Source organism: Pseudonocardia sp. Ae331_Ps2, assembly GCF_001932405.1.
GTDB lineage: Bacteria > Actinomycetota > Actinomycetes > Mycobacteriales > Pseudonocardiaceae > Pseudonocardia.
This window is the reverse complement of sequence record NZ_MCIM01000001.1, coordinates 4,892,284-4,913,070: the sequence shown is the minus strand read 5'-3', so window position 1 is coordinate 4,913,070 and position 20,787 is coordinate 4,892,284. Positions and strand designations below refer to the sequence as shown.

Annotated in this window: 20 protein-coding genes; 5 read left to right on the top strand and 15 right to left on the bottom strand. The window is 75.0% G+C overall.

The window, feature by feature from the left end; genetic code table 11:
• The first annotated feature begins 28 nt into the window (after positions 1–28).
• On the top strand, positions 29–871 hold the full coding sequence (locus Ae331Ps2_RS22985; protein ID WP_075306592.1) for an alpha/beta fold hydrolase: 843 nt from the start codon (positions 29–31) through the stop codon (positions 869–871).
• A gap of 76 nt (positions 872–947) precedes the next feature.
• Here the strand turns inward: Ae331Ps2_RS22985 and Ae331Ps2_RS22980 are convergent, their stop codons facing one another.
• From Ae331Ps2_RS22980 to Ae331Ps2_RS22930, 11 genes are all read right to left on the bottom strand, one after another.
• The gene (locus Ae331Ps2_RS22980; protein WP_083695883.1) at positions 948–1,802 is read right to left on the bottom strand and encodes an ABC transporter permease; all 855 of its coding nucleotides are present in this window, start codon (positions 1,800–1,802) and stop codon (positions 948–950) included.
• A gap of 4 nt (positions 1,803–1,806) precedes the next feature.
• Positions 1,807–2,673, bottom strand: a complete 867-nt coding sequence (locus tag Ae331Ps2_RS22975; RefSeq protein WP_075306593.1) for an ABC transporter ATP-binding protein — start codon at positions 2,671–2,673, stop codon at positions 1,807–1,809.
• 47 nt (positions 2,674–2,720) lie between these two features.
• The gene (locus tag Ae331Ps2_RS22970) at positions 2,721–3,752 is read right to left on the bottom strand and encodes an ABC transporter substrate-binding protein (protein ID WP_075306594.1); all 1,032 of its coding nucleotides are present in this window, start codon (positions 3,750–3,752) and stop codon (positions 2,721–2,723) included.
• A complete protein-coding gene (locus Ae331Ps2_RS22965) occupies positions 3,749–4,912 on the bottom strand; it encodes an amidohydrolase family protein (RefSeq protein WP_075306595.1) in 1,164 nt (387 codons plus the stop codon). The genes Ae331Ps2_RS22970 and Ae331Ps2_RS22965 overlap by 4 nt, the downstream gene beginning before the upstream one ends.
• Entirely contained in the window at positions 4,909–6,039 is a 1,131-nt protein-coding gene (locus tag Ae331Ps2_RS22960; RefSeq protein ID WP_075306596.1) for an amidohydrolase family protein, read from the bottom strand. Before Ae331Ps2_RS22960 ends, Ae331Ps2_RS22965 begins: the two co-directional genes overlap by 4 nt.
• Complete coding sequence (locus tag Ae331Ps2_RS22955) at positions 6,036–6,476, bottom strand: Rieske (2Fe-2S) protein (protein WP_075306597.1); 441 nt, start codon at positions 6,474–6,476, stop codon at positions 6,036–6,038. The genes Ae331Ps2_RS22960 and Ae331Ps2_RS22955 overlap by 4 nt, the downstream gene beginning before the upstream one ends.
• Positions 6,473–6,925 (bottom strand): aconitase X swivel domain-containing protein, encoded by a 453-nt coding sequence (locus Ae331Ps2_RS22950; RefSeq protein ID WP_020626400.1) that lies wholly within the window; start codon positions 6,923–6,925, stop codon positions 6,473–6,475. Before Ae331Ps2_RS22950 ends, Ae331Ps2_RS22955 begins: the two co-directional genes overlap by 4 nt.
• Positions 6,922–8,202 (bottom strand): aconitase X catalytic domain-containing protein, encoded by a 1,281-nt coding sequence (locus tag Ae331Ps2_RS22945; protein WP_075306598.1) that lies wholly within the window; start codon positions 8,200–8,202, stop codon positions 6,922–6,924. Before Ae331Ps2_RS22945 ends, Ae331Ps2_RS22950 begins: the two co-directional genes overlap by 4 nt.
• A gap of 57 nt (positions 8,203–8,259) precedes the next feature.
• On the bottom strand, positions 8,260–9,567 hold the full coding sequence (locus Ae331Ps2_RS22940; protein WP_075306599.1) for an FAD-dependent oxidoreductase: 1,308 nt from the start codon (positions 9,565–9,567) through the stop codon (positions 8,260–8,262).
• 85 nt (positions 9,568–9,652) lie between these two features.
• Positions 9,653–10,612: a LysR family transcriptional regulator gene (locus Ae331Ps2_RS22935; RefSeq protein ID WP_020624605.1), complete on the bottom strand. Its 960-nt coding sequence runs from the start codon at positions 10,610–10,612 to the stop codon at positions 9,653–9,655.
• Positions 10,613–10,706: 94 nt separating this feature from the next.
• Positions 10,707–11,690: an AraC family transcriptional regulator gene (locus tag Ae331Ps2_RS22930; protein WP_075306600.1), complete on the bottom strand. Its 984-nt coding sequence runs from the start codon at positions 11,688–11,690 to the stop codon at positions 10,707–10,709.
• Between the two features lie 82 nt (positions 11,691–11,772).
• Here Ae331Ps2_RS22930 and Ae331Ps2_RS22925 point away from each other — a divergent pair, with 82 nt between their 5' ends.
• A complete protein-coding gene (locus Ae331Ps2_RS22925) occupies positions 11,773–12,207 on the top strand; it encodes a pyridoxamine 5'-phosphate oxidase family protein (RefSeq protein ID WP_075311844.1) in 435 nt (144 codons plus the stop codon).
• Here Ae331Ps2_RS22925 and Ae331Ps2_RS22920 read toward each other — a convergent pair.
• Positions 12,096–12,800, bottom strand: a complete 705-nt coding sequence (locus tag Ae331Ps2_RS22920) for a hypothetical protein (RefSeq protein ID WP_075329793.1) — start codon at positions 12,798–12,800, stop codon at positions 12,096–12,098. The genes Ae331Ps2_RS22925 and Ae331Ps2_RS22920 overlap by 112 nt on opposite strands.
• 314 nt (positions 12,801–13,114) lie before the next feature.
• Here Ae331Ps2_RS22920 and Ae331Ps2_RS22915 point away from each other — a divergent pair, with 314 nt between their 5' ends.
• Positions 13,115–13,687, top strand: a complete 573-nt coding sequence (locus Ae331Ps2_RS22915; RefSeq protein ID WP_075306601.1) for a L,D-transpeptidase — start codon at positions 13,115–13,117, stop codon at positions 13,685–13,687.
• 79 nt (positions 13,688–13,766) lie between these two features.
• On the opposite strand, the gene msrA is transcribed toward Ae331Ps2_RS22915, so the two are convergent.
• On the bottom strand, positions 13,767–14,279 hold the full coding sequence (msrA, locus tag Ae331Ps2_RS22910) for a peptide-methionine (S)-S-oxide reductase MsrA (RefSeq protein WP_020624599.1): 513 nt from the start codon (positions 14,277–14,279) through the stop codon (positions 13,767–13,769).
• Positions 14,280–14,404: 125 nt separating this feature from the next.
• On the opposite strand from msrA, the gene Ae331Ps2_RS22905 reads away from it, so the two are divergent.
• Together Ae331Ps2_RS22905 and Ae331Ps2_RS22900 are read left to right on the top strand one after the other, a co-directional pair.
• Complete coding sequence (locus tag Ae331Ps2_RS22905; protein ID WP_075311846.1) at positions 14,405–15,589, top strand: acyl-CoA dehydrogenase family protein; 1,185 nt, start codon at positions 14,405–14,407, stop codon at positions 15,587–15,589.
• Positions 15,590–15,670: 81 nt separating this feature from the next.
• Complete coding sequence (locus Ae331Ps2_RS22900) at positions 15,671–18,265, top strand: HAD-IC family P-type ATPase (protein ID WP_075306602.1); 2,595 nt, start codon at positions 15,671–15,673, stop codon at positions 18,263–18,265.
• Here Ae331Ps2_RS22900 and Ae331Ps2_RS22895 read toward each other — a convergent pair.
• Entirely contained in the window at positions 18,250–19,593 is a 1,344-nt protein-coding gene (locus Ae331Ps2_RS22895) for an AI-2E family transporter (protein WP_075306603.1), read from the bottom strand. The two genes, Ae331Ps2_RS22900 and Ae331Ps2_RS22895, sit on opposite strands and share 16 nt — an antisense overlap.
• A gap of 236 nt (positions 19,594–19,829) precedes the next feature.
• Complete coding sequence (locus Ae331Ps2_RS32205) at positions 19,830–20,678, bottom strand: hypothetical protein (protein WP_158071489.1); 849 nt, start codon at positions 20,676–20,678, stop codon at positions 19,830–19,832.
• Between the last annotated feature and the right edge of the window lie 109 nt (positions 20,679–20,787).

The following is a 20,787-nucleotide window of genomic DNA, read 5'->3' as shown; positions in this document are numbered from 1 at the left end:
CGCGGGCGGCCGGGAGAGGATCACCGGCGTGCCCGTCACCATCGTCCTGGACCGTCCGGCCCCGGCCCCGCTGGAGCTGACCCTGCACCCGGTGCTCGACCCCGGTGCGCCCGTGCTGCTGGTCGTGCCCGCGATGGGGCTGCGGGCGTCGTTCTACGCCCCGCTGATGACCGCGCTGACCGACGCCGGTGTCGCCGCCGCGGTCACCGAGCTGCGCGGGCACCAGGCCCGCCCTGCTCCCCCGCCGGGACGCCGCAACGACTTCGGCTACGAGGACCTCGTCGGTGACCTCGCCGCCGCCGTCGAGGAGGTGCGCACCGCGCGGCCGGGCGCGCCGGTGTTCGTCGTCGGGCACAGCCTCGGCGGGCACCTCGCCGCCGCCCATGCCGCACGGCACCCCGACCGCATCGACGGTGTCGCCCTGGTCGCGTCGGGCAGCGTCGACTGGCGGGTCTGGGGGCTCGCGCACCTGCTGCGCACCCAGGCCGTCGTGGCCGCGTCGACGCTGATCGGGCACTTCCCCGGCGACCGGATCGGCTTCGCCGGGCGGGAGGCCCGCGGGCAGATGTGCGACTGGGGCCGGTGGGCCCGCACCGGGCGGCTCGAGTTCGGCACGCCGAGGGTCGACCACACGCCGTCGATCGCCGCGGTGCACCTGCCGGTCCTCGGGATCGGGTTCGAACGCGACGGGTTCGCCCCGCCCGCCTCGGTCGACGCGCTGCTGACCATGTTCGGCGCGGCGACCCGGAGCCGCCACCACCTCGACGTCCCCGGGGCGCGCCCGCACATCGGGTGGGCACGCGAGCCGCAGGCACTCGCCGTCGTCGTGCCGGTGCTGACCGACTGGGCCCGCGACGCCGCCGGGGCGTGACCCCGGCGGCGCCGCCGTGCTGTAGGTGGCCGTGCTGAAGGCCGCCGTGCTCGGGTCGCCGTGCCGCCGCGGCCGGTCAGACCCCGGTGTTCACCGACTCGTGCCACGGGATGACCAGGCGCTTCGCGGTCGTCACCATCATGTAGAGCAGCGACCCCAGCACCGCGAGCAGCACGATCACCGCGAACAGCCGTGGCGCGTCGAGGGCGTTGAGGCTCGACACCACGAGGTAGCCGAGCCCGGCGCTGCCGCCGAGGTACTCACCGACGATCGCGCCGATCACCGAGAACACGATCGCGACCTCGGCGCCGGCGAACACGTACGGCAGGGTCGCGGGCAGCTCCAGGTTCCGGAACGTCGCCCAGCGCGAGGCGCCCAGCCCGGTCATGACGTCGCGGTGCCCGCGCTCGACCGAGCGCACCCCCAGCATCACGTTGAGCATGATCGGGAAGAACGCGAGCAGCCCGGCCATGATGATCTTCGAGGTGGGGCCGAAGCCGAACCAGATCACGAAGATCGGCACGAACGCCACCTTGGGCACGACCTGCAGCGCGACCAGGGCGGGCTGCACCGCGCGGCGCAGCCACTCGATGCGCCCGAGCACCGCGCCGACGCAGACGCCCGCGACGAGCGCGGCGCCGAACCCGACGAGGACCTCCAGCAGCGTCACGCCGATGTGGCCCCAGATCTCCGGGTCGGCCAGCAGCTCCCTCAGCGCCCCGACGACGGCGGCCGGCGCCGGCAGGATGAACTCCGAGACCCCGACCACCGAGACGGTGAACTGCCAGACCCCCACGAGCAGCAGCAGGAGCACCGGTCCGGAGATCCACGGCAGGCGCCGCAACCACGGCGACTCCTTCTCCGGGCCGCCCGGGTCGGTCACGGGGGTGGTGGGTTCGGTCGCCGCGGCGGGACGTTCGGTCGTGGTCATCGGTTCAGTCCTCCCGGTCCAGCTCGGTGCGCAGCCCGGCGACCAGCGCGCCGAACTCCGGTGTCGTCTCGGTCGCCGCGGACCGCGGGCGGGGCAGGTCGATCGCGGTGACCGACCGGATCCGTCCCGGGCGCGGGGTCAGCAGCACGACGCGGTCGGCCAGGAACACGGCTTCGGGGATCGAGTGGGTCACGAACACGACGGTGGCGCCGGAGACGGCGTGGATCTGCTGCAGCTCCAGGTTCATCCGGTCGCGGGTCAGGGCGTCCAGCGCACCGAACGGCTCGTCCATCAGCAGTACCGACGGATCACAGGCCAGCGCGCGGGCGATCGCCGCCCGCTGGCGCATCCCGCCGGACAGCTCGCGCGGGTAGGAGTCCTCGAACCCGCCGAGGCCGACGGTGGCGCACAGCTCCGCGGCCCGGGCCCGCCGCTCGGCGCGCGGCACCCCACGCAGCTTGAGCGGCAGCGCGACGTTGTCGGTGATCGTGAACCACGGGAACAGGTTCGCCTCCTGGAACACCAGCCCGAACTCGGCGAAGACCGCGTCGTCGCGACGGCCGGCGGCCCAGGCGGGCCGGCCACCGGCCTCGACCAGCCCCGCGGACGGGGCGAGCAGACCGGACAGGATCCGCAGCAACGTCGTCTTGCCGCAGCCCGAGCGCCCGACCAGCGAGACGAACTCGCCGCGGGCGACGTCCAGGTCGATCCCCGACAGCGCGTGCACCTCCCCCCGACGGGTCGGATAGACCTTGTCCACACCCGACACCCGCAGGCCGACCGCGCCACCGGTCGGGGCCGCAGGCGTCGCGGACCGGGTGGTCGTCCGCCGGGCCGCCGTCTGCTGCTGGGTCGCCGTCTGCTGGGTCATGTCCGTCTCCTGCTCCGTCGCCGGGGACCGTCGTGTCGTCGGGGTGCTCATGGGGCGCCCTGGGCGCCGTTGAGACCGGCGTCGAGCCACTGCGCCGGGTCCTGGCCGGCGGGGACCTGACCGACCGAGGAGACCTCGTCGTAGGTGGCCTGCCAGCGCTGCGGTTCGATACCGGTCGGGCCCCGGCCCGCCGCGTAGCCGTCGACGTAGGCGGCGAGCGCGGCGCGGGCGACCTCGGGCCGGTCCAGCGTCGAGACCTGGTACTTCGAGCCGATGAGCTGCATCGTCTCGGTGAAGCCGGCTGCCTCGTCGGCGGCGATGAAGGCGGTGGCGTCGGCGATCGCGGCCAGGTAGCGGCGCAGCTTGTCCTGCTCGGCCGGGTCGGCCGCGGTGGCCTTCGAGGTGGCGTAGATCTGCGACCCGGCGGAGATCGCGTCGTTGGGGTCGTAGACCACGGCCTCGGGCCGGGTCGCCTGCAGCAGCATCGCGGTGTCGAGCGAGACGATGAACGCGTCGACGCGGCCGGTGTCCACCAGGTCGAACACGCCCGGGCTGAGCCCGACGACCTGGCGACGCAGCTCGTCGGGGGCGATCCCGGCCGAACCGGCGACCAGGTCCAGGGTGATGGAGCTGGTGCCGCCCTCCGACGGTGTCCCCACCAGCTTGCCGCGCAGCTGTGCGGCGTCGGTGACCGGCGCGCGCTGCGAGGAGACGAGCCGCAGCGGACCGTCGTGCACCACCCCGCCGATCGCGACCAGCGGTGCGCCGCGCTCCCCCGCGGCGACCATCGTCTCGATGTCGCCGATCCGGGAGATCTCCGCGGACCCGGCGAGCAGGGTCTGGATGGCCGGCGCGGAGCCCTGCGTGGCCTCGAAGGTCACGTCGAGACCGTGGGCGGCGAAGAAGCCCTTGGTGTCGGCGACCATCTCGGCGGCGTAGCCGAGCGACTCCATCGGCAGGATGTTGAGGAAGGTGATCCGGTCGCGGCCGTCCTCGCCGCCGCCGCCCGACCCGCATCCGGCGAGGACGAGGCAGGCGGCGAGCAGGACCGCGGCGAGCCGGGTCGTCGTGCGGGTCATCGGGGGACCTCCGGTACGTGGTGGGTCGACGCGAAGGACGGCGACGGTGTGGCGGCGGTGTCCGGGCCGCGGTACCACGCGGTATCGGCGCCGCGGTACCACGCGGTGTCACTGCCGCGGTACCACGCGGTGGCGTTGCCGTGGCGGACCGCGGCCCGGGCGGCCGGGTCGAGGGCGGCGAGCAGCCGGGCCGCCCCGTCGCCGTGGCGGTGCGGGTGGTCACCGGCGTGGAGCAGGATCTCGGCGGCGCCGAGGACGTCCAGGGCGTCGCGCAGCTCGCCGGGGTCGCGTGGCAGATGGACCGGCGCGGTGGTGAACCGGACCTGCTCGCGGACGTACTGCGACGGCATCCGGTCCACCCACGGCACCTCGCGGCGGATGCCGCGCCACTCCTTGTCCAGCCGCCACAGCAGCGGCGGCAGCCAGGACGACCCGCACTCGGCGACGGTCACCCGCAGTCCGGGCAGCGCCCCGAGGGCGCCCTCGGCGACCAGCGACACCAGCTGGGACTGCGCGACCTGCCCGTGGGACAGGTAGTCCTGCAGGTAGGTGTGGGTGAACCCGGTCGTGGTCGGGGCGCTGCCGACCCGGCCCCAGGCGTGCAGGGTGACGACCAGCCCGGCCGCGGCGGCCGCGGCGAGGACCGGCCGGAACACCGGGTGACCCCAGCGCAGGTCGTGGCCGCGCACCGGGAGCAGCACCTGCACGAAGCGCGGGTCGTCCGCCCAGTGCTCGATCTCGGCGACGGCCGCCGCCGGGTCACCGAGCGGCACGGCGACCGACCCGCGGGCGCGGGGCTCGTGGTCGAGGAACCGCTGCGCGACCCAGATGTTCACCGCCCGGCACAGGGCGGCCTCGAACGCGTGGTTGCGACTGACGTCGAACGCGGTGGTGCAGGTCAGGACCGCCGTGGTGACCCGTCCGCCACCGGGGACCGGTGGGTCGAGGACGGCGGCGCGCAGGGTCGCCACGTCGTGCGGGGCGGGGCCCTCGACCATCGCGGGCGGGTAGGCACCGGCCTGGACGGGGTCCACGCGCAGCGCGGCCCCCAGGGCGTAGTCGCGCCAGTAGGGGCTCAGCAGCGGCGAGAGGTCGGCGAACGAGGCCGGTGCGACGTGGGTGTCGGCGTCGAAGAACTCCTCGGCCGGCTCGGCGCTCATTCCTCGCTCCCGGGCAGGGTAAGGCCGTAGAGGCGGGCGGCGTTGGCGGCCGCCATCGGCCGGCGCAGCGCCGCGGGCAGCACCCGCAGCGCGGTGATCGGGTCGTCGAAGTCCCAGTGCGGGTAGTCGGAGGAGAACAGGATCCGGTCGGTCATCCCGGTCTGCTCCCAGGTCGTCGCCAGGTGCGCGGGCACCGGCGGCTCGTCGATCGGCTGGGTGGTGAACCACACCCGCTCGCGCACGATCTCCGACGGGGGACGGGTCAGCCACGGCACGTCGTCGCGGCACAGCTCCCAGGCGTCGTCGAGGCCCCAGAGCAGCGACGGCAGCCAGGACACCCCGCCCTCGACGAGCACGAACTGCAGGTCCGGCACCGCGTCGAGGACTCCGCCGGCGACCAGCCCGGTCAGCGCGACCGCGACCGCGTTGCCGTACCAGGCGTGCTGCTCCAGGTAGAACGACGGCCAGCCGTCGCCGCGGTGGCCCTCGGTGCCGCCGAGGTGGATCGCGACCGGCAGGCCGTGCGCGGCGGCCGCGGCGTAGATCGGCCGGTACTTGGGGTCCGACCAGGGCAGGAACGTGCCGCTGGGGAACAGGACCTGCACGAACCGCGGGTCGTCGGCGCGGCGCTCGATCTCGGCGACGGCCTCGGCCGGCGACTCGTGCGGGATGCAGATGCTGGCCCGCAGCCGCGGCTCGGGGTCGAGCCAGTCGGTGACGAGCACGTCGTTGAACGCCCGGCACAGCGCCGCGGCGAACGCGGGCTCCTCGGCGCCCGCGGTGTGCCCCTGCATCGGGATCAGCACCCCGGCGACGACGTCGTAGGGGTCGAGCAGCTGGCTGCGCATCAGATCGAGGTCGCTGCCGGGCGGCCGGGCGGGGCCGCCGGCCGCGTCGGGGTGGGCGTCGCGGCGCATGCCGCCGTGCCGGACCCGGGGGTAGACCGCGGGCGGCGGCGCGCCGCGCAGCCCGAACCGGTGCAGGCGGCGCCGCCAGGGCTCGGGCAGCGCGGCCGCGAGCCGGTCGGCGGTGACGACCGGGTGGATGTCGGCGTCGACGATCGGGGTCCGGGCGCGGCGCCGGGCCGGGGCCCGGGTGGTGGCCGTGGCGGAGTCGGTGGTGGTCATGACGTCTCCTCGGTGGCGGGGCGACGGCCGGTGTCGACGACCACCCAGCGGTCCTCGACGGTGACCTCGAAGGTCTCGGCGGTGTACGGGCCGGGTGTCATCCCCGGCGGGCCCGGCTCGACCGACGCCGGGAGGCTGCGGGCGGGGGCGTCGCCGGGCTGGTAGGAGCGGCCGGTGCGCACGTCGTACTCCCAGCCGTGCCAGGGGCAGGCGACGAGCACGTGGTCGTCGTCGAGCCGCACGTCGGCCGGGCCGGTCGCCACCGGGGCCCCGGCGACGGAGCCGCGGCACAGCGGGCCGCCCTGGTGCGGGCAGTGGTCGGCGAGGGCGTAGTAGTCGTCGCCGACCCGGAAGACGCCGATCGAGCGGGTGCCCACCCGCACCACGCGGTGCTCCCCGGGGGCGAGCTCGTCGGCGGGGAGCACGGCGAGCCTCATGTCCCCTCCCCCGCCCGGTGCCCGTCCGCCCGCGCGAGGAGCTCGACGGTGCCCGCGGTGGCGTCGAGCCGGATGCGGTCACCGGTGCGCAGGACCCGCACCGGGTCGACGTCGAGGTCGGCCAGTGCGGGGACGCGGGTGACGACGGCGCCGAGCGCGGCTTTCGTCGTGGTGACCGTGAAGATCATCCCGAGTGGGGCGGTGCCGAGCAGCCGGGTGCTCTGGAAGAACGCCGACCAGCCCGAGGAGCCCTTGGCGCCGGGGAAGACCAGGATCCGCCCGGTGAAGCAGACACCCTGCAGCGGGTGCCGGGCCTCGACGATCGTCCCGCTGGCCGGGTCGATGCCGCCCCACCCCGAGATCGTCTCCGGCGAGACCAACGCCTCTCCAGTGACCACACCGGGGACCACGGTCCGGCCGCGCAGGACGGTGCCGACGGTCGCGGTCATCGCAGCTCACCCGACCAGCGACCGGTGACCGCGGCGTGCACGCAGTCCTCGGTGGTGCCGAACCACGCCTCGATCCCGAGGATCGCGGGCAGGTAGTGGGCCTGCTTGGCGGAGTCGGTGGCGAACACCCGCGTGCCCGGCGGGGCGAGGCGGGACATGGCCGGGCACGAGTCGGTGAGCACACGTCCGCCGGCCGCCTCGATGACGGCGGTGTAGCCGCTGCGCTCGGCGACCGCGGCCAGCGCCCGCGGCGCCATGATCCACAGCGAGGTGCCGTGGTGCAGGCGGCGGCCGTCGAGGAGCCGGGCGACGTCACGGATCTGGTCGAGCGAGGCGTGCGGGCAGCCGAGCAGGACGAAGTCGACGGACGCGCTGGTGCCCTGGTCGTTGAGCCGGGCGTAGGTGGCGGCCCGCTCGGCGGCGCCGTAGACGACGGCGTCGACCGGGACGCTGCCGCCGAAGGCGGCCTCGACGGTCGGGGCCTCCGGGGTGACCCCGGGGACGTGGTACATCTCGACCCCGCCGGAGGAGGCGGCCGCGGCGCCGAAGTGCTTGAGGTCGGTGAGGTCGGGCAGGGCGAGGTCGCCGGTGACGACCGGGCGGGCCTCCTGCACGACCTCGCCGGTGAAGTAGCCGAGCAGCCCCCAGTCGAGGAACCCGCCGACCGGGGTGTCGACCCGGACCAGGTGGGTGCCGCGGCGGTGGGTGTCGTGGTGATTGCCCCAGCACGGGACGCGTCCGGTGAGGCTCGCCGCGCCGGTGGACGCGGTGCCCTCGCAGTTGGTGCGGGCGCCGAGCACGGAGTTGGCGTAGACGACCGCGGAGGACTCCATCCAGGCGCAGTGCTCGCCGCGGACCGGGAGGTTGCCGACCTGGTACGGCGTGCAGGTGGCGAGGATGGAGACGCCGCGACGGCCGTAGAAGGTCTCGGCGTCGGCCTGCAGCTCCACGAACTCCGCGGGGTAGGGCGCGACGGCGGCCGCGTCGGCGCCGAAGCCCTGCTGGAGCTGGCAGGTGGGCACCGCCATCGGCGGGATCTCGTGCGTGGTGTCGCTGTCGAGGTTGATGACGGAGAAGGCGCGGTCCCAGCCGCCCTCGGCGACCAGCCGGGCCTTGAGCGGCGAGGGCTGGGTGGCGGTCCCGGCCACGTTGCGGACCGAGCAGAGCCGCTCCGCGTCCAGCGCCTCGGCGTAGCGGGTGAGCAGGTCCATCGCGGCGGCGACGGCGGGACCCTCGGCCCCGTCGAGCATCCTGCGGTCGTCGTCGGTGAGTATCACGGAGCGCCTCCGGGCATCGTTGCCTGTCTCCTCGTGGTGGTGGCGGCGGGGGCCGGGTCAGCCGTCGACGTTCTCCCGGATCCGGTCGGTGAGGGCACCGGCGGGCACGTCGTGCAGGCTGCCCGCCGGTCCGGCGAGGTCGAGGGCGTGTGCGGCGGCGTGGCCCATCGCCGCGCACGGGCCCATGACGCGCACGCTGGACAGGGCGGCGGCGTCGCCGTCGATGCAGCGGCCCGCGGCGACCAGGTTGGACGCGCCGGGCGGCAGCATCGAGCGCAGCGGCACGTAGTGCAGGTGGTCGGCGTCGAAGGTCTCCCAGACGTAGCCGTCGGGGCTGTCGTGCAGCTCGATCGGCCACGCGGTGCGGGCCACGGCGTCGTCGAAGCGGACCCCGGCGCGCACCTCCTCGACGGTCAGCTGGTGGACGGCGGCGATCCAGCGGGTCTGGCGACGGCCGGGCAGCCCGTAGGAGCGCACCGCGGCCTTGCCGAACACCTCGGGGAACTCCGCGCGCAGGAACTCGACGACCCGGTCGGCCTGCGCCTTCCCCTCCAGCTGGGCCTCGGCGGCGGCGAACGGGTCCAGCGGCGCCTCGATGTGGGTCATGTTGAGCACGGCCGTGTCGCGCCCCGGGAAGTAGAAAGCCAGGCCGTCGCGGCGGAGCAGGCCGTAGTCGCCCGTCTTGGCCGCGACCCGCTCGGCGAGCTCGGCCGGCTCGGGGGCGGCACTGGCGTCGAGATGCTCGACGACGAGCTGCTGGCTGCCGTAGATCTCCCGGTCGGGCAGCCGGCACTCCAGGCCCGCGGCCCAGGCGAGCGCGGCGTCGCCGCTGGCGTCGACGAATCCGGCCGCGGTGACGTCGACGGCGCCGTAGCGGGTGGCGAGGCGGGCGCCGAGGACACGGTCGCCGTCGCGCTCGACGCCGGTGAGGGTGGCGTTGGTGAGGACCCTGATGCCGTGGGCACGGACGGTGTCCTCGACCCAGCGGCCCAGGCGCACCTCGTCGTAGCCGACGGTGAGGGTGTGGCCGGAGCGGCGGAACAGGTCGCCGCTCGCCTCGAGCTCGGGGAACAGGGAGTCGAACAGCCCATGGGTCAGCTGCCGGAACTCCGGACCGTTGCCGTAGACCCCGCAGAACAGCCCGATCAGCGAGTTCACCATCTGCCCGCCGAGGACGGGGGCGGCGTCGACGAGGACGACGTCGCGGCCGAGGCGGGCGGACTCGACGGCGGCGGACAGGCCGGCGATGCCGGAGCCGACGACGCAGACGTCGGCGGTCACCGCGTGCTCGGCCGGGTCACCGGCCTGCAGCGGGGCGTCCCGGATCACGGTGTGGACCGGCAGGGGCGTCAGCGGGTGAGGCATGGCTCACACACTAGGAACGGCGCGCACCGTCCCGGAAATAGAACGTTCGCCTGCCGGACCATCGACCGGACGAATAGTCGCAGCTCTACAGGGTGGCCGACAGCTCGACGAGGAGCTCGCGCAACCACTGGTGGGCCGGGTCCGGGTCGAGGTCGGTGTGCCACCAGAGGCGCTCGCGGATCGGTCCGGGGTCCCCGGGGCAGGGCAGCACGACCAGTCCGAGGCCGTCGGCGACCTGGCGGGCGAGTCGCTCCTGCAGCAGCGCGACGCGGTTGGTGCCGACCACCATGTACGGCACCGACAGGTAGCTCTCGACCCGCACCCGGATGTCGGGCTCGACGCCGAGGCGGGCGAGCTGGCGGGTCATCGGCGCCGCCGCCGACATGCCCCGGTCCGGGGCGAACGGGACCACCCAGGGCATCGCGGCGAGCTCGTCGAGGTCCAGGGTCGGGTCCGGCCCGGCAGCGACCGGGTTGGCGGCGTCGACGACGCAGACCCAGCGGTCGTCGAACAGGGCGGTGGAGCGCAGCTCGGGGCGTTCGAAGCGGGCGGCGGGCGGGGCGATGAGCCCGTCGATGAGCCGGATGGTCTCGCCGATGTCGGCGGAGAACGACTCGCGGACCAGCCGCAGCCGCAGCTCGACGCCGGGGGCGCGCCGGGCCGCCGCCGCGGACAGCGCGGGCCCGAGGACGGCGACGGTGTAGTCGGCGACGAGCAGGGTGAACCCGCGCCGGGCCGTCGACGGGTCGAAGCCGTGGCCGGTGCCGAACAGCCGCTCGGCGGCCGAGCAGACGCCCTCCACCTGGTCGACGAGCTGGGCGGCGAGCGGGGTGAGCACGTAGCCGCCGGGATGGCGGGACAGCAGCTCGTCGTCGAAGTGCCGGCGCAGCCGGGACAGGGCCGCACTGGCGGCCGGCTGGGAGATGCCGATCCGGGCGGCGGCCCGGGTGACGTTGCGCTCGCGCAGCAGCTCGCGCAACGAGACGAGCAGGTTGAGGTCGAGGTTCGCCAGCCGGACCGACGGTGGGTGCGGCGGGACCGTCACGACCGGCCGCTGACGGAGACGACGACGGCGGTCACACCGGAGGTGCGGCCGAGGGCGCGGTGCAGGACGGCGACGGTGGTCACGGCGCTGCAGGCTAGCCGCTCACCCCGTCCGGAGCATCCGCCCGCTCGCCGGGCCGCCCGCCTCGCGACCCGCCCCGGCGGAACGCGCTGGGGGTGACGCCGCGGACCCGGGTGAACGCCGCGCTGAAGCCGAACGGGTCGGCGTACCCGACCCGGCGCGCGATGCCGGCCAGCGTCGCGTCGGGCTCGGCGAGCAGCAGGTCCGCGGCCAGGGTCATCCGCCAGCCGGTGAGGTAGGTGAGCGGCGGCTCGCCTACCCGGTCGGTGAACCGCTTGGCCAGCGTCGCCCGGGACACCCCGGTGGCGGCGGCGAGCCCGGCGACGGTCCAGGCCGCGGCGGGGTCGGCGTGCAGCAGCCGCAGCGCCCGCCCGACCACCGGGTCGTGCTGGGCGGCCCACCAGCGCGGGCGGCTGCCGTCGGCCCGGTCGAACCACTCGCGCAGGGTGCAGACCAGCAGCCAGTCCAGGAGCCGGTCGAGCACGACCTGCTGCCCCGGCGCGTCGACGGCGACCTCGGCGGCCACGTGGTCGAGCACCGTGTCCCCGCTGCCCCCGGCGCCGACCCGCAGGACCGGCGGGAGCGCGTCGAGCAGCCGGGCGCCGACCTCGCCCCCGGCCACGGAGGCCGCGGTGATCAGGGTGCTCGCGTCGCCGTCCGGTGCCGGCGCCGGGTCGTGCCAGCCGAGCCGGTGGCGGGTGCCGCCCTGCTCGGGCGTCGCGCAGTCCACACCGCAGACGATCGGCTCGGCCGGGGTGCCGACCTCGTCGACCACGTGGAACCCGGCGGGCCCGCGTACGACGGCGGTCTCCCCCGCGGTGAGCCGCACCGGGTCGGCGCCGGGCACGACGATCCACCCCGCGCCGGTGAGCATCGCGCACAGGGTCAGCGGTGCGCCGTCGACGAAGTGCAGCGACCAGGGCGGGGTCAGGGTGGTGCTGCCGAACAGCGAGCCGTGCGAGCGCAACCCGCGGACGAGGTCGCCGAAGGGGTCCACCGCACCGAGGTTAGACGATCGGACAGGAGATCCGGTGTCTCACCCATGTCGTCGTCCGCGTCGTGCTGGTGTCGTGGACGCCATGCCCACCACCGACATCCGCACGGCACTGACCGACGACGACCGCGCCTTCCTCGCCCGCCCGCTGCACGGCTTCCTCAGTGTGGCGGGCGGCCCGGTGCCGCCGCAGCCCCGCCCGGTCTGGTTCGAGGCGACCGACGACGGCACGGTGCAGCTGTTCACCGGACCGGAGTCGCTGCACATCCGGCGCAGGCGGAAGGACCCGCGGGCCTCGCTCGTCGTCGCCGCTCCGGTCGGGGAACGGGAGCGTTGGATCGCGGTCGAGGGGGGCACGACCGTCGAGACCGACGGGGCGCACGCGCTGGCGCAGCGTCTGGCGCAGCGCTACTGGGACCTCGACGACCCCACGCGGGCCGCGGACCTCGCGGCAATCCTCGCCGAGGACCAGGTGCGGCTGGTGATCCACCCCGAACGGGTACGGCGGCTGATGTTCTGACGCGTCGCCCGGGTCAGGGGGTGCGGCGGCCCGACCACTCGGGCTCGACGGCGGCCCAGTCCTCCGCCCAGGCGCGGGCGAACGTGCGCCCGTTCCAGGCGAAGGCCAGCCGCCCGACGACCAGTACCCCCGCCGGCCCACCCGGCGGCGGTGAGGAACCCGGCCGCGACGGCGACCGTGACGGCGTCGGCCGGGGTCGACGGCGGCGGCGCCAGCCTGCCGTCGGTACCGACCCAGGCCGACACCCGGTCGCCCACGTCGTAGATGCCGGGCAGCGAGCTGCCCCCGGAGTGCGGCAGTCCGTCCGGCCCGGTCCAGCTCAGCGTGAGCGACTGCTGCCCGGTCTGCAGGTCCCCGACCGCGTTCGCCCGCGCGGTGACCGTCGCCTCGACCGGCACGCGCTGCCGGGCCTCGACCGCGCCGCGCTCGAGCACCGTCCCGTGGGCCGCGGCACCGGCGAGCCACGCCACGACGAGCCCGCAGGCGGCGAGCAGCCCGCACAGCACCGCGAGCAGGTCCTCGCGACGGGACGCCCGACGACGGAGCCGGTCGGCAGGTCCCGGCTCGGAGCCCGGACGGTCGGCTGCGCGCATCGTTCCTCCTGGGGTCGGTCACGAGTGGGCGTCCCCACCACCGCGGGTGAGGAGGCGATCACCGAGACCTACCCCCGTTATCGCGCCGTGACATCCCGTCGGGACGGAGATCACGCCCCCGGACGCCGCACGGTCCGCTCCCGTACCCGGGCGGTCGACCGGCCATCGGTCCGCCGCCGGGCCCACCGCCCACCCGTTCGCCGTGCACTGCTGGCCACTCGCCGCCACGGGACGCTCCCGCGCAACCGCGACATCCGGACGGGCGTCTGCCCTGTTGTCACCCGGGTGGGTGATCTGTGGCGTGGGAGGTGGGCATGTCCCGGACCGAGCGGCTCCGTCGCCGTCGCCGTGTGCTGGTGACCGGTCTCGTGCTCGTGGCCGGGGTGGGGCTGGGTGGGACCGCGATCGCCACCGCCGACCCGGAGCAGAGCCGGGTCGCGCAGCAGGCGCACGCCGAACCCGCGGCCCCGGGGACACCGTGCTCGGCGTCGGTGCGCGCCTGCGTGGACCTCGAGACGCGGCAGGCGTGGCTGGTCCGCGACGGCAGGGTCGCCGACGGCCCGTTCCCGGTCACCACCGGCGGCGAGGGGAAGGCCACCCCGGTCGGGCACTCGTTCCGGGTGTACCGCAAGGAGGCCGACCACCGCAGCGGCGAGTACCCGGGCCCGGACGGCCGTCCGGCGCGGATGCCGTGGTCGGTGTTCTTCGCCGACGGCGGGATCGCCTTCCACGGCGGGGACCTCAGCCGGGAGTCGGCGGGCTGCGTGAAGCTCCGCACCCGCGATGCCCGGCGGTTCTTCGAGACCCTGCAGGTCGGGGACAAGGTGCAGGTCGTGAACGGGTCGGTGGAACGCCGGCACCGCGCCGAGGGCCGCGGCCACCTCTGAGCCCTGCCGCCTTCACACACGGGACCGGCCCGCGACGCGTGGTCGCGGGCCGGTCCGTACGTGCTGGGAGCGGAGGGCCTCAGCCCGTGCTGGCCGTCCGCCGCGGCAGCACCCAGTTCGGGCGCGGGAAGTGACAGGTGTAGCCGTAGGGGAACTTCTGCAGGTAGTCCTGGTGCTCCGGCTCGGCCTCCCAGAAGTCGCCGGCCGGCTCCACGTCGGTGGTCGCGCGGCCCGGCCAGAGCCCGGAAGCGTCGACGTCGGCGATCGTGTCCAGGGCGACGGCCCGCTGCTCCTCGGTGGTGTAGAAGATCGCGGAGCGGTAGCTGCGGCCGATGTCGTTGCCCTGGCGGTCCTTCGTCGACGGGTCGTGGATCTGGAAGAAGAACTCCAGGATCTCGCGGTAGGAGATCCGCTCCGGGTCGAAGACGATCTCGACGGCCTCGGCGTGGTCACCGTGGCGCCGGTAGGTGGCGTTCGGGGTGTTCGGATCGCCGGAGTAGCCGACCCGGGTGGAGACGACGCCCGGACGCGCGCGCAGCAGCTCCTGGACGCCCCAGAAGCAGCCACCGGCGAGGATCGCGGTCTCGGTCATGGGGATGAACCTCCCTGTGTCGGGTCTCGGAACCTACAACGGTCCCACCGCCGCGGATGTTCCGTCGCACACGACCGGTCACCCCGGCTCGCGGGGTCCCCGGTCGATGACCGATGCTCGGTCGCATGGACGGGCAGAGCGCCGGGTCGGACACGGGGTTGAGCACCGAGGAGCGGGCGGTCGTGGAGACGGTGCGCGACTTCGTCGACCGGGACGTCCGCCCGGTGGTGCGGGAGCTGGAGCACGCGAACACCTATCCCGAGGGGCTCATCGAGCAGATGAAGGAGCTCGGGATCTTCGGGCTCGCGGTCCCCGAGCCGTGGGGCGAGGCGCCGGTCTCGATGCCCTGCTACGCCCTGGTCACGGCCGAGCTGGCCCGCGGCTGGATGAGCCTGGCCGGCGCGATGGGCGGGCACACCGTCGTGGCGAAGCTGCTGGTCGCCTTCGGCACCCGGGAGCAGCAGGACCGGTACCTGCCGCGGATGGCCACCGGCGAGCTGCGCGCGACGATGGCGCTGACCGAGCCCGGCGGCGGCTCGGACCTGCAGGCGATGACGACCCACGCCCGTCGCACGGACGACGGGTGGGTGGTGAACGGCGCCAAGACCTGGATCACCAACTCGCGGCGCTCGGGGCTGATCGCGCTGATGTGCAAGACCGACCCGACCGCCGAGCCGCGGCACCGCGGCATCTCGGTGCTGCTCGTCGAGCACGGTCCCGGCCTGACCGTGTCCCGGGACCTGCCCAAGCTCGGCTACAAGGGGGTCGAGTCCTGCGAGCTGGCCTTCACCGACATGGCCGTCCCCGCCGACGCGGTGCTCGGCGGAGAGCCGGGACACGGCTTCGCCCAGATGATGAAGGGCCTGGAGACCGGCCGGATCCAGGTCGCCGCGCGCGCACTCGGCGTCGCCGACGCCGCTCTGGCCGACTCCCTGGCCTACGCCCAGGAGCGGGAGTCGTTCGGCAAGCCGATCTGGCAGCACCAGTCGGTCGGCAACCACCTCGCCGACATGGCCACGAAGATCACCGCTGCGCGGACCCTGATCCTGCACGCCGCCCGGAAGTACGAGTCCGGGCAGCGGTGCGACATGGAGGCCGGCATGGCGAAGCTGTTCGCCTCCGAGACCGCCATGGAGGTCGCCCTCGACGCGGTGCGCATCCACGGCGGCTACGGCTACTCCACCGAGTTCGACGTCGAGCGGTACTTCCGCGACGCCCCGCTGATGATCGTCGGGGAGGGCACCAACGAGATCCAGCGCAACGTGATCGCCGCCCAGCTCGTCAAGCGCGGGGGTCTGCAGCGCTGGTGAGCGCTCAGCTCGCGCACAGTCGGCACACATCCCGGCCTGCCACGATCGCCGCACGGGGATCGACGGCGGAGAGGGGACGGTGTGACGACGGCCGAGACCGTCCAGACGGCACCCGACGACGGGCTGACCGCGGCGCAGGTCGCGGCGGCGCGCCGCGCGGGCCGGACGAACGCGCCGGTGAGCGCCGGGACGCGCGGCTACGGGCGGATCCTGCGCACCAACGTCTTCTCCTTCTACAACACGATCCTGTTCGCGATCGGGCTGGCCCTGCTGGTGCTGGGTCGCTACGGCGACGCCCTGACCAGCGTGGGGCTCGGCCTGGTCAACGCCGTCGTCGGGGCGGCGCAGGAGATGCGCGCCAAGCGGAAGCTGGACCGGCTGCAGCTGCTCGACGCCGCGGAGGTCACCGTCGTGCGCGACGGTGTCGAGCAGCGGGTCCCGGCCGCCGACGTCGTCGTCGGGGACGTGCTGGTGGTGCGGGCGGGCGAGCAGGTCGTCGTCGACGGGCCGGTGCTGACCGGGCGGGCCGAGGCCGACGAGTCGCTGCTCACCGGCGAGTCCGACCCGGTCGTCAAGGATCCCGGCGACCTGCTGCGCTCGGGCAGCCACTGCGTGACCGGGACCGCCCGCCAGCGCGCGACCGCCGTCGGCGTCGACAGCTACGCCGGCCGGCTGACGCTGCAGGCCCGCGCGGACACCACCGAGGCGACACCGCTGCAGCGGCGCATCGACTTCGTCGTACGGCTGACGATGGTGCTGGTCGTGCTGATGAGCGGCGCGATCCTGGCCCAGGCGTTCCTGGAGGGGTTCTCGCTGCTGCGGGTCGTGCAGATCACCGCGGTGCTGTCCGGGCTGGTCCCCTACGGCCTGTTCTTCCTCATCGCCGTCGCCTACACCCGGGGTGCGGCCCGGCTCGCCGGGCGCGGCGCCCTGGTCCAGCGGGTCAACGCGGTGGAGGCGGTCACCCACGTCGACGTCGTGTGCACCGACAAGACCGGCACCCTGACCACCGGCGCGCTGCGCCTGGACCGTGTCGACCCGCTCGACGGGACCGAGCCGGGCCCCGCGCTCGCCCGCTTCGCGGCCTCGGTGACCGACCCGAACCCCACCACCGCCGCACTCGCCGCCGCGCTGCCCGGCGCCCCGTCCGAGCTGCGCGACGAGGTCCCGTTCACCTCGTCGCTGCGCTGGTCCGGGCAGGTCACCACCGACGGCGAGGCGTTCGTGCTCGGCGCCCCGGACGTGCTCGCCCCGCACCTGGGCGACCCGGACGCCGTCGCCAACCGGGTGGCGGCACGCGCCGCCGCCGGGCTGCGGGTGCTGCTGCTGGCCCGGTCCGCGCGGCCGGCTGCCGGGCTGCGCGGCGACGACGGCCGTCCCGCCCTGCCCGACCTGGTCCCGGTGGCGCTGGTGGCGCTGTCGGACGAGCTGCGTCCCGGCGTCGCCGACGCCCTGGAGCGGTTCGCCGCGGACGGGGTCGCGGTGAAAGTGCTGTCCGGCGACGACCCGCGCACCGTCGCCGCGCTCGCCGCCCAGGCCGGGCTCGACGTCGGCGAGCCGGTCGACGGGTCGGAGGCCGCGGAGCTCGCCGACTCCACCGAGTCCAGCGACTCCGCCGACTCCGCCGACTCTGCCGACATCACTGCCGACCGCCGGGCCGCGCTCGACGCGCTGGTCGCCCGAACCACGGTCTTCGGGCGGGTCGCCCCGGAGCAGAAGGAGCGGATCGTCGCGAGCCTGCGCCGGGGCGGTGCGCACGTCGCGATGCTCGGCGACGGCGTCAACGACGCGCGGGCACTCAAACGGGCCCACGTCGGCGTCGCGATGCGCAGCGGTTCGGCGGTGACCCGCGACGTCGCCGACATCGTGCTCGTCGACGACTCGTTCGCCGCGCTGCTGCCGGCACGCAGCGAGGGGCGCCGGATCATCGACGGCATCGCGGTGTCGATGTACGTGTTCCTCACCCGGGTCGCCACCCAGGGCCTGGTGATCATGGCCGTGACCATGCTCGGGCTCGGGTTCCCCTACTCCCCCACCCAGGTCGGGCTGACGCTGCTGACCGTCGGCGTGCCGACGCTGTTCCTGACGCTGTGGGCGACGCCGTCCGAGCCGGACCCGGACCTGCTGGGCAACCTCGCCCGCTTCGTGGTGCCGGCCTCGGTGGTGACTGCGGGCGCGGGGACGGTCGTCTACACGCTGCTCTACCAGGGCATCCTGCAGGGCTTCACCAGCGGGCGGACCCCGGAGCAGGTGATCGCCCAGTTCCAGAGCTACACCGGGCTGACCTACGGCACCGACGCCGACTTCGCCGAGGCGGCCGCGACGCTCGGCGCGCAGACCGGGCTGTCGACGTTCGTGGGGCTGGCGTCGTTCGTCCTGATCCTGTTCCTGCTGCCACCGCACCGGTTCCTCGCGGCGTGGACGGCGCCGGTGCACGACCGTCGCCCGGCCTGGCTGGTGCTGGGCCTGACCCTGGTGTTCGCGGGCGTGGTCGGGACCCCGGCGCTGTCGTCGTACGTCGGGCTCACCGGCGCGGCGCCGCCGGTGGTCCTGGTCGTGCTGCCGGCCCTGGTCTGCTGGTTCGCCGTGATGTGGGTGGTGCTCCGGTTCCGGGTGATGGACCGGCTGCTGGGGACCGACCGGCTGCCCGGACGGGTCGGTCAGCCGCCGTCCTGACGGGCGGAGTCCGGCGGGGCGGGCACGGAACCGTTCCCGGGGCCGCTCCCGGCGCCCTCCGTCTCCCGGTCCGGGTCCCCCGCCGTGGAGGTGTCGGCGGGTGCCGCGTCGTGGGCGGCGGCGACCGGCGGGCCCGCGGCGGCGATGTCGTCGACGCCGGAGAAGCGGCGGTCCCGCAGGTCGATCTGCTCGCCGAGGTAGCGCAGCAGCACCGCGACGACGGCCGCGACCGGCACCGCGAGGAACGCGCCGGCGATCCCGGCGAGCGAGCCGCCCGCCGTCACCGCCAGCAGCACGACCGCGCCGTGCAGCTTGAGGCTCTGGCCCTGCAGGAAGGGCTGCAGCACGTTGCCCTCGATCTGCTGCACCGCCACGACCAGCACCACCACCGCGACCGCGGTGCCGAAACCCTGCGTGACCAGCGCGATGAGGACCGCCAGCGAGCCCGCGACGACCGCACCGACGATCGGGATGAACCCACCGATGAAGGTCAGCACGGCCAGCGGCAGCGCCAGCGGGATCCCCAGCAGCACCAGGCCGATGCCGATGAACACGGCGTCGATGAGGCTCACCAGCGCCTGGACGCGGATGAACCCGCCGAGGACGTCCCACATCCGGCGCAGCACCTCGGCGATGTGCCCGCCCGCGCTGCGCCCGGTGATCGAGGTCAGCCACGGCAGGAACCGCGGCCCGTCCTTGACGAAGAAGAACGTCAGCACCAGGGCCAGCACCAGCGAGACCAGTCCGGACGCGACGGTGGACACCCCGGTCAGGACGCCGCCGGCGATGGAGGTCGCGCTCTGCTGCAGCTGCTGGGTGACCTGGGTGATGATGTCGCCGATCTGGCTCTCACCGAGGTTCAGCGGTGGACCGGAGATCCACTGCTGGATCTGGCCGAGCGCCGCGATCACGCCGGAGGTGATCTGCTGGGTCTGCCCGGCGATCGACGGCGCGATGCCCACGAACAGGCCGGTCACCGCGGCGATGCCGACGAGCAGCACCAGCGCCGAGGCGGCCGCGGGTGGGAACCGCCACCGGATGAGCAGCGCCGCGGGCGGACGCAGGACGGTGGCCAGCAGGATCGCGAGCAGCACCGGCCAGACGACGACCCACAGCATGCCGGTGACGTAGCCGAGGATGACCAGCCCCAGGGAGATCAGCGCGACCCGCAGGCTCCACGCCGCCACCCAGGTGAGCCCGTTGCCGATGAGGGTGCCGCGGCTCGCGGCCCCGGCCGTCGGCGACGGGTTCAGCAGTCCGCCCTCCGCCGGGTCCCGCCGCGCCCCACCGTCCTCGGCACGCGCGGCCGGTTGCGCCCCCGAATCCATGACCCACTCCGTTCGTCCCGGTTGACCTGCGGCGGGAACCCTAGCGGCGCAGGGGCTCCGATGCCCGCCGCAACGACACGCCACGCCCGCGCGTCGCGGACAGAGGGGCCTCCGAGAGGACGTCGGCAAGGTGACGGGACTCGGCGGGCCGGTCGTGGAGCACCGCCCACAGGGGCCCGCGAAGCCGATGGAGGGGCGCGGCGGCGCGGACGCACCGGGTGCGGAGTGCCCGCCGCTCAGCCGCCGGACAGCAGCGTGAGCCGGTCGGCGACCGCGCCCAGCTGCGAGCTCATCCCGTTCAGCTCCCGGGCCGCGTCGCCGAGCAGTCCGGGGTCGCCCAGTGACGCCCCCGCGATGCAGTGCCGGGCGGCGTCGGCGCCCGCCGCGAGCCCGTCGCGCCAGTACGTCTGGGCGACGGCGTCGGGGATCGCCGGGTACGCCTGGGCGGAGGCGACCTCGTCGCGCAGGCCGCGGCAGGCCTCGACCAGGGCCGGGATCCCGCCGTCCGACCCTGCCCGGGCGATGTCGCGCAGGGCCTCGGTGATCGCGGTGACGTGCACCTGGCCGCCCGCGGCGCGCCAGTCGCCGACCGCGGCCGTCGCCGTGGCGGCGTCCTCGATCCCGCGGCCCGCCGCCCCCGCGGCGCCGACGACCACCGCGAACACGACGAGCATCCCCGCGATCGCGCCGGCCAGGCCCGCACCGACCGCCAGCGGACGACGGCGGCGCGGCAGCAGCGCGGTCGGGAACCCGGGCAGTCTCCCGTCGGCGCCGGGCCCGGCCGCGGGCTCGACGACGACCGGGACCGGGGTGAACCAGGGCCGCTCGGGCGCCGGGGCGGGCGGTGCGGGGTGCGCGGTGCCGTCCCGGGGCGCCGGGACCGTCGCCCACCACGGACCCGCGCTGTGCTGCTCGTCGGTGTCCGGCCGGGTCTCGGTGTCCGGCCGGGTAACGGAGTCCGGCCGGGTCACGGAGTCCGGCCGGGTCACGGCCTCGGCCCGCGGGGCGCCCCGCTGCGCCGGGACGGCGATCGTGGGCGGGGTCTCACGCAGGGCGTGCCGCGGGCGGTACGGCGTGCCGTCCATGACGTCCCCCTCTCCGACGTGCGGGCGCTTCACGCAGTTCATCGCGCCGGCGCCGAGATCGTGACCGACTCGGCGACAGTTTCACCAGAAATGGCGACCTGCGCATTCG

Bases quoted from the DNA above. Each gene is read 5' to 3' on its own strand.
- Ae331Ps2_RS22980 (WP_083695883.1), bottom strand. From the start codon at position 1,802: ATGACCACGACCGAACGTCCCGCCGCGGCGACCGAACCCACCACCCCC.
- Ae331Ps2_RS22975 (WP_075306593.1), bottom strand. From the start codon at position 2,673: ATGACCCAGCAGACGGCGACCCAGCAGCAGACGGCGGCCCGGCGGACG.
- Ae331Ps2_RS22970 (WP_075306594.1), bottom strand. From the start codon at position 3,752: ATGACCCGCACGACGACCCGGCTCGCCGCGGTCCTGCTCGCCGCCTGC.
- Ae331Ps2_RS22965 (WP_075306595.1), bottom strand. From the start codon at position 4,912: ATGAGCGCCGAGCCGGCCGAGGAGTTCTTCGACGCCGACACCCACGTC.
- Ae331Ps2_RS22960 (WP_075306596.1), bottom strand. From the start codon at position 6,039: ATGACCACCACCGACTCCGCCACGGCCACCACCCGGGCCCCGGCCCGG.
- Ae331Ps2_RS22955 (WP_075306597.1), bottom strand. From the start codon at position 6,476: ATGAGGCTCGCCGTGCTCCCCGCCGACGAGCTCGCCCCCGGGGAGCAC.
- Ae331Ps2_RS22950 (WP_020626400.1), bottom strand. From the start codon at position 6,925: ATGACCGCGACCGTCGGCACCGTCCTGCGCGGCCGGACCGTGGTCCCC.
- Ae331Ps2_RS22940 (WP_075306599.1), bottom strand. From the start codon at position 9,567: ATGCCTCACCCGCTGACGCCCCTGCCGGTCCACACCGTGATCCGGGAC.
- Ae331Ps2_RS22925 (WP_075311844.1), top strand. From the start codon at position 11,773: ATGCCCACCACCGACATCCGCACGGCACTGACCGACGACGACCGCGCC.
- Ae331Ps2_RS22920 (WP_075329793.1), bottom strand. From the start codon at position 12,800: ATGCGCGCAGCCGACCGTCCGGGCTCCGAGCCGGGACCTGCCGACCGG.
- Ae331Ps2_RS22915 (WP_075306601.1), top strand. From the start codon at position 13,115: ATGTCCCGGACCGAGCGGCTCCGTCGCCGTCGCCGTGTGCTGGTGACC.
- msrA (WP_020624599.1), bottom strand. From the start codon at position 14,279: ATGACCGAGACCGCGATCCTCGCCGGTGGCTGCTTCTGGGGCGTCCAG.
- Ae331Ps2_RS22905 (WP_075311846.1), top strand. From the start codon at position 14,405: ATGGACGGGCAGAGCGCCGGGTCGGACACGGGGTTGAGCACCGAGGAG.
- Ae331Ps2_RS22895 (WP_075306603.1), bottom strand. From the start codon at position 19,593: ATGGATTCGGGGGCGCAACCGGCCGCGCGTGCCGAGGACGGTGGGGCG.
- Ae331Ps2_RS32205 (WP_158071489.1), bottom strand. From the start codon at position 20,678: ATGGACGGCACGCCGTACCGCCCGCGGCACGCCCTGCGTGAGACCCCG.